Source organism: Halobacillus sp., assembly GCF_049282395.1.
Classification (GTDB): Bacteria; Bacillota; Bacilli; order Bacillales; family Halobacillaceae; genus Halobacillus.
Window position 1 is genome coordinate 18376 of record NZ_JBAPTY010000408.1, and the last position, 11107, is coordinate 29482.

An 11107-nucleotide genomic window follows, 5' to 3' on the forward strand; every position below is an offset into this window, starting at 1 on the left:
TCACCTACTTTGGAAATTTAAAAATTGTCTCATGGACAAATCATCCATTTGCTTATTTTCTTCATCTTTAACCCATTTTTGATGCTTTTTCTGCTTTTGTTCGATGAGCTTTTCAAATTTCTTCACTTCTACATAAGCGTCTGTTAATTTTTCCTGGGAGTTGTACATGGCCTGGCGGGCGTCTTGAACTTCAGGCTGCAGCAAATCAATACGTTCTTCCAAGCGCTCTATGTATTGCTGGTGCTGAATAAAAGTCATAGCCTGAATCGTTCTTTTTGAAAGGATCTGATGGAATGAGTGCTCGGCTTCTTCTTTTTCCTTCAATACCTCATACAGCTGGGTTGCTTTCTGTTCAAATGCCTCTACTCGAGTTTGATGATGTTTCTCTTGCTCAGTTCTCTCCCGGTCCCTTAAATCCTTAATTTTATGAAAAGCACGCAAATGAGCCATACAATTTCCACTCCTATGTAAATAACTGTTTTAGCAAATCCTGGGATCCTTCAAAACTTGAAGGTTCTTGTACACCTTGCTTCAGAAAATTAATGATGGAAGGATGATAATGAATCGCCTGATCGATATCCTTACTGCTGCCTTTTTTATAAGCTCCTATTTGAATCAGTTCACTATTTTCCTCGTACCTCGCAAGCAAAGCACGAAGGCGTTCGGCTGATTGTTTATGTTCATCTGATGTAATCTGCTTCATTACCCGGCTGATTGATCTTAATATGTTTATTGCTGGAAATTGCCCCTGTTCTGCAAGGTTTCGATCCATTACAAAGTGTCCATCAAGTATCCCTCGCACCGTGTCTGATACCGGTTCATTCATATCGTCTCCATCAACCAGCACTGTGTAAAAAGCTGTAATCGTTCCTTTACTGCTTGTACCGGTTCTTTCAAGCAGCTTGGGTAAGAGAGCAAATACAGAGGGTGTGTAACCTTTGGTTGTGGGAGGCTCCCCTGTCGCAAGTCCGATTTCACGCTGAGCCATGGCAAAGCGGGTTACGGAATCCATCATAAGATTGACGTTGTAGCCTAGATCTCTAAAGTACTCGCTTATCGCAGTAGCAGTATAGGCTCCTTTGGTTCTCATAAGAGCTGGCTGATCAGATGTAGCTACGATAACAATGGAACGCTTTAGCCCCTCTTCTCCTAGATCGTTTTCAATAAATTCTCTCACTTCTCTTCCGCGCTCACCAATGAGGGCTATAACATTTAAATCGGCAGAGCTGTTTCTTGATATCATTCCCATAAGAGTACTTTTACCTACACCACTTCCTGCAAATATACCTACACGTTGTCCTTTTCCAACCGTTAACAAAGAATCAATTGCACGAACTCCTACTTGAATCGGCTCTTTAATAGTAGGCCTTGATAACGGATTAGGCGGAGACTGGTCCGTGGGGTACATGGTTAAGCCTTTGGGTAATGCGCGACCGTCCAGCGGCTGCCCTGTCGCATCCAGAATCTTACCAATTAATCCTGTTCCAGCTTTAACTTTCATGGGTTCACCTGTTGCTTCTACTAAACTCCCTGGGCTAATATCTCGCATTTCTTTATAAGGCATAAGGAGAATATTCTCTTGATTAAAACCAACCACTTCCGCAGCAATGGACTGGTTCCGGTCAGAATGTGAATGGATATAGCATAAATCTCCGATTGAAGCTTCCGGGCCCTTTGACTCCACCATCAAGCCTACCACCCGGTGAATGCGGCCGTATCGTTTAAAGGTGTCTGATCGATCAATGACTTCTAAATAAGTGTCTTTATTCATAAGGAACAGCCTCTTGAACCACACGGAAAACTTTCTCTCTCAATTCTTTCAGCTGACTGTCTATCCCAGCATCAATACGTCCAAAAGGGGATTCAAGCACGCATGAAAATGGCTCCATTTCATCTTTTACATAGATAGATAAGTTCGTTTTTAAGCTTGTCATTCTCTGCAATTCTTCTGCCTGGGATTGTATATAGCTATATTGATCGGGATGAACATAAATGGCTATTTCAGGCTGTTCCTGAACTTCTTTAACAACTTTTTTAACAAGGTTCAAAAAAGACTCCGGATGGTCTTCCAAATGGCAGTTTAATATTTTTTCAGCTGCACGCAGAGCAATTTCGACGATGGTTTCTTCACTTGACGCTACAATCGAGTGATAAGATTGGTTCGCTTTCGCAATAATATGGTTTGCTTCTTCCAGCTTTTCGGTGTAATCCTGATAACCCTGAGTTACACCGGCCTCGTAGCCTTCTTTTTCTGCGACCTGAACCAATTGAACTCTTTCTTCCTGCCAGGCTTTCTTATCTGCATCGATTTTACGTTCTGCTTCCTGCAGCAATTGTGAAGCCTCTTCACGTGCCTCTTCTAAAATTTTTTCAGCTTGCTCTCTCTTTTGCTCTGCAAGCTCTTGTTCATTGCAAAGATTTTCTTCCACGGATACAGCTGGCTTTAGATTTTCAACAGGCTTAATCTGGATAATACGCTGTGATCTTTGATTGGAACTAGACAATAATGTCGTCACCTCCGCCGCGTGCTACCACGATTTCACCCACATCTTCTAAACGTCTAATGTTAGCCACAACTCTGGTTTGAGCCTCTTCAACATCACGTAAGCGTACAGGCCCCATAACTTCCATCTCTTCTTCAAACGTTTCAGCCATTCGCTGGGACATATTGGAAAATACTAGATTTTTAACTTCATCACTCGAAATTTTCAATGATAAGCGAAGGTCTTCATTTTCAACCTCGCGAATGACCCTTTGAATTGATCGATTATCAAGTGAGACAATATCTTCGAAAACGAACATGCGTTTTTTAATTTCCTCTGCTAGTTCAGGATCCTGAATTTCTAATGAGTCTAATATTGTTCGTTCCGTACTTCGATCTACTCCATTGAGCACTTCTACCACGGCTTGAATGCCGCCTGTTTCTGTATAGTCCTGGGTTACTGTGGCTGAAAGTTTTTTTTCAAGTATCTGCTCCACCTGATTGATAATTTCAGGAGAAGTGGATTCCATCGTAGCAATTCTGCGTGCAACATCGGCTTGCAGCTCCTGCGGAAGTTCAGAAAGAATCTGGCCGGACTGGGCTGCGTCCAAATAAGATAAAACAAGAGCAATCGTTTGAGGGTGTTCATTCTGAATAAAATTCAAAATCTGAGCAGGTTCAGCTTTCCTTGCAAAATCAAAAGGCTTCACTTGAAGAGAAGATGTCAATCGTCCGATAATGTTTGACGCTTCGTCTTCCCCCAAAGCTTTCTCGAGAATGGTTTTGGCATAGCCAATCCCTCCTTGAGAAATATAATCCTGCGCCAGAGCAATCTGATGGAATTGTTCAACTATTTCTTCTTTCTCTTTTGAATTTACTTTTTGAACTGAAGATATTTCTAGTGTTAATTGTTCTATTTCTTCTTCATTTAAGTGTTTGTATACCTGAGCGGCTACATCCGGTCCTAAAGAGATTAAGAGGACAGCCGCTTTCTGCTTTCCAGATAACTCTGACTTTTTCAAGGCCATTGAAGAACCCTCCCTTATTCTTCCGCGATCCAAGATCGCAATAATTTAGCAAATTCTTCCGGCTTTTCTTTTGCCATCTTTTCTAACTGTTCTCTCTGTTGAGTAGAAGCGGTCACCTTTTCTTCAATGCCCGGGACAAAGGGAGGTATTTCCTCTTCTACAGTGTCTTCATAAATTTCTTCTTCTTGCCTTTTTCTTCTTATTAACAAAACGATTAGCACTACAATAACAACTACAAGAACGGCTCCTAATACGTACATCCACATTGGGATTCCAGGAGATGGCTGAGAAGGGGAAGGCTGGTCACTGAATTCTTGAAAAACGATCGAAATTTTTTCCTCCGGGTTTACTTCTCCGTAACTTTCATTAATGGATGTTGTAATCATTGAGTTAAGGATTGACTGCACGCTTCCCTCAACGGTTTGCTGCTCTTCCGCAGATAACAGTTCAACAGATCCTTTTTCATCAGTACCTTTTGTACTATCAATAGCTACCTGAATTCCAAGATCCCTTACTTTAAAAGGGCTTTCCTCAATATTTCTCTTAATGCGGTTAAATTCATTATTGATCGTTTCCCGGTTCACTTCATAATCCCCGTTTGTTCCTTCTGCCTCAGCAGGATAGTTCGCTACATCTTCCTCTCCTGACCCAGGGACTCCCCCTTCAGGTATTCCACCTTCGTAGGTTTCTTCGATCCGTTCAATACTAACCGGCAGTCCCTCCATAGTTTCAGGGTCAACAGGTTCTACCAGCTCCTCTACACGATTTTCTTTTGTAAAATCAATATCTGCTGTAACGGTTGCAATCACTTTCTGCTGACCAATCATCCTCCCAAGCATACGCTGAACATCTTGCTTAATGTCACGCTCAATATTTTTTTTCACATTCTGCTGATATGTATAAGCGTCCTGGCTTTCAGGTGAATTTGAATTATTTAAATCAAAATACTTAAAGTTTTGATCCATGATTACGATATTATCTTTAGACAAGTTAGGAACGGATTTAGAAGCCAGGTTATAAAGAGCTTCTATTTGACTGTTCTCCATCTGATATCCAGGTTGAACAGTCAGTACGATCGAGGCGGAGGCTGTTTGCTCAGTCTCGGATGCAAATACCTCCTCTTCTGGAATGTTGATCATAACTTTTGCATCCTGAATTCCACCGATCCCCTTCATCATGTTGGCAAGCTCGCTTTGCATCGCGTCCAGCTTAATCATATTAAACTCATCATCCGTCATTCCCCATGACGTGTTATCACTGAAAAATCCATAATCAATCGAACCGCTGCTCGGTAGTCCTGCCGCAGCTAAATCCACAAGCAACGTCTCTGCCTGAGGTTCTGGAACAAGGATTGATGTACCACTTTCCTCCAATTCGTATGAAACTCCTCTGGTATCCAGTTCTGTTTTAATCTGTCCAATTTCCTGGATCGTTAAATCCTTGTAAAGAGGAACCATTTTCGTACTGGATGCAAAAATGCTCACCATGACTACTATTAAAAGGACAGCTCCGGCACCGCCTATCATGGCAGCTTTCTGACCTTTTCTTCTTTCTCTCCAAAACGAAGTAATACGATTTTTGTACTGTACTAGTTTTTCTTTCATAACTGCCCCCAAAAAAAGCACACTGTCTGCGAAAGTTGTAATAACTTGTGTGAGGTGTACTACACTTGCATTCGCATAATTTCTTTATATGCTTCTACCACTTTATTTCTCACTTCTATCGATGTTTGCATCGTAATACTGGCTTTCTTTGAAGTAATCATCACTTCATGCAGGTTATCAATCTCACCGCTTGCCAGGGCTTTTGTTTTCTGATCCGATTCGATCTGAGTTTGATTCACTTTATCGATTGCATTTTTCAATTGATCAGCAAACTTGCCTTGAGCCTCTGCAGGGGAACTGCCCGGGTTAATTCGAGGTGAGGGAGTATTTGATTGGACCGACGGTAATCCCGTTATAGTATTTAGATCTGGCATTTAATCTCTCCTTCTCGTTATCTTCCTATTTCCAGAGCTTTCATCAGCATACTTTTGGAGGCGTTAAGAGAAGTCACATTAGCTTCATAAGAACGTGTGGCACTCATCATATCCACCATTTCCTGTAAAGGATCCACGTTAGGAGTCTGGACATACCCTTCTGGGTTAGCATCGGGGTGGTCCGGGTTAAACACTTGTTTGAAAGGTGTCTTATTCTCCGCAATCTTTGAAACTTTTACACCCTGACTGCTTCCGGATTGAGTTGAAATTCGGGAGGCATTTTCGAGGTGAGACTTAAAGCTTTGGCCCTTTGGTTCAAATACGACCATTTTTCTGCGATAAGGCTCCCATTCTCCCTCTTCATTAAGTTCAGCTCTTGTGGAGTTTGCATTTGCCACATTAGAGGAAGCTACATCCATTCTCAGCCGCTGGGCTGTCAATCCACTGGCACTTGTGTTCATTGCATCAAAGATTCCCACGGTTAATTTCCTCCTTTAATAACGGATTCCATGCTCCTGAACTTACCACTCATGCGATCAGCTAGAGCTTGATAGTAAATCTGGTTCTGAGCCAAGCTGCTCATCTCTTTATCTATGTCGACGTTATTTCCATTGTGGTTATATGTAGTACTATTGTTTGTGGTTGTATTGTAGGAGAAAGAATCTCTATTCTGGAAATCAATATGTTTATGACTGGTTTTTTTTGCTGAAAGAGAAGCCTCAGCGCGGTTTAAGTGATCTTTAAAAACAACATCTTTTGCTTTATAGCCGGGAGTATCTACGTTGGATATATTGTTGGCTATGGCACGGTTTTTTTCTGAAGCATAGTTTAAAGATTTTTCTAATGTATTAAAGGTATCGTTAAATAATTTCAGCATAATCACCTCAATTCGACATGTTTCTAGGTTCACAAACCTAATTGTAAAAAAGTTTGTATACCTCTGTCTATGTAGTACAACGGTATTTTTTTACTCAATCTACAAATAGAACTAAATGACCAGGACTTTAAAACTAAAACAATGGTCTTTAATGGATTTTGTCGAAAATACTATTATAATGAACATTATTACACAGTTCGTTCGGTAAATAAATTAGATTTACATAAATTTTATAAAAATATACTTTAGATGGTTATATAACCTTGTTTTTCCAATTTTGAATATAAAAAAACTGCTGCTTTTAAAAAAGCAGCAGTTTTTCTGTATTTAACTTGTGCGAAGTTTTTGAAGCTCCACCAGGAAATTATTGTTCAAGACTTTAATGTACGTTCCTTTCATACCTAAAGAACGAGACTCAATAACTCCAGCACTCTCTAACTTACGTAAAGCATTAACAATTACCGAACGGGTAATTCCTACGCGATCCGCGATTTTGCTGGCAACCAGCAGACCTTCGTTTCCTTCCAGTTCTTCGAAAATGTGCTCAATAGCTTCTAATTCACTATAGGATAAAGAACTAATAGCCATTTGAACAACGGCTTTACTGCGAGCTTCCTGTTCAATCTCCTCAGTTTTCTCATGAAGGATTTCCATACCAACGACTGTTGCGCCATATTCAGCAAGCAGAAGATCGTCGTCGTTAAAGCTTCTATTAATTCGACTTAGAATTAAAGTACCTAATCGCTGTCCTCCCCCGATGATCGGAACAATAGTAGTCAAGCCCTGCTCAAACAATTCTCGATTTTCAACAGGGAAAGCCGTATATTCACTATCGATATCAATATCAGGAGTTGTTTCCTGGATATTAAATAAGTTCTGAGTATACTCTTGCGGAAATTGGCGTTCAGTCAGCATCGTCTTCATTCGCTCATTTTCAATTTCCTGATTAATAGCAAATCCAAGAAGTTTACCTCGGCGGCTCAATACAAATGTATTTGCTTCGATTACATCTCTCATTGTTGCGGACATATCATTAAAATCCACCGATTTCCCTGTAGTTTTCTGCAGCATAGCATTGATTCTTCTGGCACGATCTAATAATTTCATCTGTTATTCCTCCTTATGATATGTCTATAAAATAAAACGACTAAGATCTTTATTTTTTACAATAGAGGACAGTTTGCTGTCAACATATTGTGGCGTAATTTCAATGGTTTCCATCGTTACATCTGGTGCTTCAAATGACAAGTCCTCTAATAACTTTTCCAAAATGGTATGAAGTCGTCTCGCACCGATATTATCCGTCTCCTGATTCACTTCATGAGCAATCTCTGCGAGTCTAGTAATAGCATCGTCAGAAAATTCAACCTTTATACCTTCAATTTCCAATAATGCCTTATATTGTTTTAACAAAGCATTGGAAGGTTCCACTAAGATGTTTCGGAAGTCCTCTACGTTAAGCTTGTTAAGTTCAACACGAATCGGGAATCTGCCCTGCAACTCAGGAATTAGATCGGAAGGTTTGGCCATATGAAAGGCACCAGCGGCAATAAATAAAATGTGATCCGTTGAAACGGCACCGTATTTAGTTACAATTGTCGAGCCTTCTACAATGGGAAGAATATCACGCTGAACACCTTCTCGGGAAACGTTAGCTTGATTGTCCCCTTTTGCAGCTACCTTATCGATTTCATCAATAAAAATCATACCTGACTGTTCAACTTTGTTTACGGCTTCCTGTCCTACTTCATCCATATCTACTAATTTACTCGCTTCTTCCTGAGTAAGGACTTTACGCGCTTCAGAAACGGGCAGCTTTCTTTTTTTGGTTTTTTTAGGCATGAACTGGCTAAATGCATCCTGCATGTTCATCCCCATTTGTTCCATTCCTGATCCTTGCATCATGTCAAACATAGAGGATTGCGATTCTTCCACTTCAATCGTAACCATATGGTCTTCAAGCTCACCCATATCCAACTGCTGACGAATACGGCTTCGCTTAGTTTCGATTTCTTTTTCTTCCTGATCCGGCTTTGGTTCGCTTTCCTGCTGGTCTCCCTGATTAAAGAACATTTCCAGTGGGTTTTTAAAATTATTCTGCTGCTTCTTCTTGGAAGGAACAAGGAGTTTTACAAGCCGCTTATTGGCCTGTTCTTCTGCTCTTTCCTTGACTTCTTCCATTTTTTCTTCTTTCACCATTCGTACAGCCATTTCCACGAGATCTCGAACCATAGATTCGACATCACGGCCCACATAGCCAACTTCAGTAAACTTCGTGGCTTCTACCTTAACAAATGGTGCTCCTACCAATTTGGCAAGTCTGCGGGCAATTTCTGTTTTTCCTACACCTGTCGGACCCATCATTAGAATATTTTTAGGTACAATTTCGTCACGGATATCACCGGTTAGCTGCATACGGCGATATCGATTTCTAAGAGCTATAGCAACCGATTTCTTTGCGCTATTTTGCCCTATAATATATTGATCGAGTTTTTCTACTATTTGTTTAGGTGTTAAATTCAACGACATTGCAAAGGTCCCCCTTATTTGAGAACTTCCAGGATAATTTGATCATTTGTAAACACACAGATTTCTCCTGCTATTTCTAGAGCAGCTTGAGCGATTTGTTCAGCTGACTGATCAGGTGAATAACGTTTAAGGGCACGACCTGCACTTAAAGCAAAATTACCACCTGAGCCTATAGCCAGAATTCCATCATCCGGTTCTATAACTTCCCCAGTACCGGATACCAGAAACATGTGATTACGATCCATCACAATAAGCATGGCTTCAAGCTTTCTTAATACACGATCACTGCGCCACTCCTTAGCTAACTCCACGGAAGCTCTTGCTAAATTGCCATCAAAACTTTCGAGCTTTCCTTCAAATTTTTCAAATAAAGTAAAGGCATCTGCTACAGATCCTGCAAAGCCTGCTAAAACTTGATCATTGTAGAGCCGGCGTACTTTTCGTGCTTTATGCTTCATAACCACCTGGTTCCCAAGCGTTACCTGCCCATCACCACTCATCGCACACTGACCATTGTGCTGGACAGCAAATATCGTTGTTGCGTGGAATTGTTGTTCCATATTCTCACCTCATTTATTTGCTCTTGGATGGCTGTTCATATAAACATGCCGTAGTCGATCTTTAGTTACATGGGTATAAATCTGGGTTGAAGATAAATGCTCATGGCCTAGTAATTCCTGCACAGAACGGAGATCTGCTCCTTCATTAAGCATATGAGTAGCAAATGAATGTCTCAGTTTATGGGGGTGGATATCCACGGTTAACGCAGCATCCTCTACCATTTTATTGAGAATCATCCGAATACCACGGGCTGTTAAAGGTGCTCCTTTGGAATTTAAAAATAGTACAGGGGTTGTATTGGAATTCTTTTGCTGAAGTACTCTTCTTCCATCTTCTATATAGGATTGCATGGCCTGACTGGCAAATTGTCCAAAAGGCACATACCTTTCTTTTCTTCCTTTTCCGTGCACAAGTAAAGTAGAAAGAGAAAAATCAATATCGTGCAGTTCGATCCGGGTCGCTTCGCTTACCCGAATACCAGTACCATATAATAATTCAATCAATGCTTGATTTCGCTGTCCCAGTGGATTTTTTTTATCGCTGACCGTAAACAAATGCTTCAATTCCTCCTGATAGAAAAAATCAGGGATAGGATTGGCTTCCTTAGGGAGTGAAACATTTAGAAAAGGGTTTTTTGTGACAATCTGTTCCCGCTCAAGAAACCGAAAAAAACTTCTCAAGCTGGATATCTTTCTGGATACCGTTCTTCTGGAAAGAAGATTCGCATGTAGTTGTGATAAATAAATACGTATGGATGAATAGTCACAATTCACAAGTTTTAGTTGTTCCGCTTGTAAAAACTTTGCAAATTCATCCATATCAATAGAATAATTCTCCACTGTCAGTGGCGATGCATTTTTTTCTATCTGTAAGTATTCAAGATACATCTGCTTATAAGTTTGAAACTCTCCCATAGTTCACCTCACAAAGGCGTTTAAATTTTATCACACTTGTAATCGTAATCACAATGATATTAATGAAAATGTAACAAAATTCTGAATTGTTTCCAAATGAATTGAAGAAATTAACTCATTATGGAAATAAACAGGGATGAAGTGGAATCATTTACCTGTCAAGCATTTATCCTTACCAAACCGTAATTATAGCTTTCCATAAGTAGTGTGTCAATTCAAGACTGAATAAACTTAGTAATGCCGCATCGTTTTCTAAGCATCATAACTTCTTAACAGTATCTCGAAACCGGTGTTACATAACCGAGAGCTTATTTTTAGATTTGACTCTGTTAAACTTCCGTGTTGATTTTAAGGTAAAGCTCCCAAGACTGGAAGACTCAGCTGAGAGATAATTAGGGCATTACGTTAGATTGAAAAGGGTTTGTGGGGAAATAACTCGCTTTCCTGTGGCCCTACATGACGTAGAGCCGGAAAGCAAATCATCCCCCGCAGGACACATTATCTCGAAACTATTTCTTACAGTATCCGGCCACATTGCGCAATAAGCCTCTTTTGAAAAATCAACAATAAATTTTAACAGAGCTTTAGATTTTAACATTAAAGGTTAATTGAGCGAAAAAATGAAAAGAGCCTATAACTATTATAATAGTCATAGACTCTCCCTTTTATAACCACAGGCTATGATTGTGGTTCTTCTTTATAGTCACAATTGGTACATGTAATTTGAGTACCTTTTTT

Annotated in this window: 12 protein-coding genes; all 12 read right to left on the reverse strand. The window is 40.2% G+C overall.

The genetic code is table 11. From position 1 onward, the window contains the following. Positions 1-450 carry a flagellar export protein FliJ gene (fliJ, locus tag WAM07_RS17090; protein ID WP_422168608.1) on the reverse strand — a complete coding sequence of 150 codons (450 nt, stop codon included), beginning with the start codon at positions 448-450 and terminating at the stop codon, positions 1-3. A 13-nt stretch (positions 451-463) separates the two neighbouring features. Next, the gene (gene fliI, locus WAM07_RS17095; RefSeq protein ID WP_422168609.1) at positions 464-1771 is read right to left on the reverse strand and encodes a flagellar protein export ATPase FliI; all 1308 of its coding nucleotides are present in this window, start codon (positions 1769-1771) and stop codon (positions 464-466) included. Further along, positions 1764-2504, reverse strand: a complete 741-nt coding sequence (gene fliH, locus WAM07_RS17100; protein WP_422168610.1) for a flagellar assembly protein FliH — start codon at positions 2502-2504, stop codon at positions 1764-1766. The genes fliI and fliH overlap by 8 nt, the downstream gene beginning before the upstream one ends. Continuing rightward, positions 2497-3510, reverse strand: coding sequence for a flagellar motor switch protein FliG (gene fliG / locus WAM07_RS17105; RefSeq protein WP_422168611.1), 1014 nt, complete (start codon positions 3508-3510; stop codon positions 2497-2499). Before fliG ends, fliH begins: the two co-directional genes overlap by 8 nt. Positions 3511-3524: 14 nt before the next feature. Beyond that, on the reverse strand, positions 3525-5114 hold the full coding sequence (gene fliF / locus WAM07_RS17110) for a flagellar basal-body MS-ring/collar protein FliF (protein ID WP_422168612.1): 1590 nt from the start codon (positions 5112-5114) through the stop codon (positions 3525-3527). 59 nt (positions 5115-5173) lie between these two features. After that, positions 5174-5488 (reverse strand): flagellar hook-basal body complex protein FliE, encoded by a 315-nt coding sequence (gene fliE / locus WAM07_RS17115; protein ID WP_422168613.1) that lies wholly within the window; start codon positions 5486-5488, stop codon positions 5174-5176. Positions 5489-5505: 17 nt separating this feature from the next. Then, positions 5506-5967 carry a flagellar basal body rod protein FlgC gene (gene flgC / locus WAM07_RS17120; RefSeq protein ID WP_422168614.1) on the reverse strand — a complete coding sequence of 154 codons (462 nt, stop codon included), beginning with the start codon at positions 5965-5967 and terminating at the stop codon, positions 5506-5508. A gap of 2 nt (positions 5968-5969) precedes the next feature. Continuing rightward, on the reverse strand, positions 5970-6362 hold the full coding sequence (flgB, locus tag WAM07_RS17125; protein ID WP_422168619.1) for a flagellar basal body rod protein FlgB: 393 nt from the start codon (positions 6360-6362) through the stop codon (positions 5970-5972). Between the two features lie 330 nt (positions 6363-6692). Then, positions 6693-7472 (reverse strand): GTP-sensing pleiotropic transcriptional regulator CodY, encoded by a 780-nt coding sequence (gene codY, locus WAM07_RS17130; protein ID WP_014643267.1) that lies wholly within the window; start codon positions 7470-7472, stop codon positions 6693-6695. Positions 7473-7496: 24 nt separating this feature from the next. Beyond that, the gene (hslU, locus tag WAM07_RS17135) at positions 7497-8894 is read right to left on the reverse strand and encodes an HslU--HslV peptidase ATPase subunit (protein WP_422168615.1); all 1398 of its coding nucleotides are present in this window, start codon (positions 8892-8894) and stop codon (positions 7497-7499) included. 14 nt (positions 8895-8908) lie between these two features. Beyond that, a complete protein-coding gene (gene hslV / locus WAM07_RS17140; protein WP_014643265.1) occupies positions 8909-9454 on the reverse strand; it encodes an ATP-dependent protease subunit HslV in 546 nt (181 codons plus the stop codon). A 9-nt stretch (positions 9455-9463) separates the two neighbouring features. Beyond that, on the reverse strand, positions 9464-10369 hold the full coding sequence (gene xerC, locus WAM07_RS17145; RefSeq protein WP_422168616.1) for a tyrosine recombinase XerC: 906 nt from the start codon (positions 10367-10369) through the stop codon (positions 9464-9466). Positions 10370-11107: the final 738 nt, after the last annotated feature.

What these genes read in the sequence shown, in the direction of transcription:
- fliI (WP_422168609.1), bottom strand. Translation starts at nt 1,771, where the DNA reads ATGAATAAAGACACTTATTTAGAAGTCATTGATCGATCAGACACCTTT.
- xerC (WP_422168616.1), bottom strand. Translation starts at nt 10,369, where the DNA reads ATGGGAGAGTTTCAAACTTATAAGCAGATGTATCTTGAATACTTACAG.
- fliF (WP_422168612.1), bottom strand. Translation starts at nt 5,114, where the DNA reads ATGAAAGAAAAACTAGTACAGTACAAAAATCGTATTACTTCGTTTTGG.
- codY (WP_014643267.1), bottom strand. Translation starts at nt 7,472, where the DNA reads ATGAAATTATTAGATCGTGCCAGAAGAATCAATGCTATGCTGCAGAAA.
- fliE (WP_422168613.1), bottom strand. Translation starts at nt 5,488, where the DNA reads ATGCCAGATCTAAATACTATAACGGGATTACCGTCGGTCCAATCAAAT.
- fliJ (WP_422168608.1), bottom strand. Translation starts at nt 450, where the DNA reads ATGGCTCATTTGCGTGCTTTTCATAAAATTAAGGATTTAAGGGACCGG.
- hslV (WP_014643265.1), bottom strand. Translation starts at nt 9,454, where the DNA reads ATGGAACAACAATTCCACGCAACAACGATATTTGCTGTCCAGCACAAT.
- fliG (WP_422168611.1), bottom strand. Translation starts at nt 3,510, where the DNA reads ATGGCCTTGAAAAAGTCAGAGTTATCTGGAAAGCAGAAAGCGGCTGTC.
- hslU (WP_422168615.1), bottom strand. Translation starts at nt 8,894, where the DNA reads ATGTCGTTGAATTTAACACCTAAACAAATAGTAGAAAAACTCGATCAA.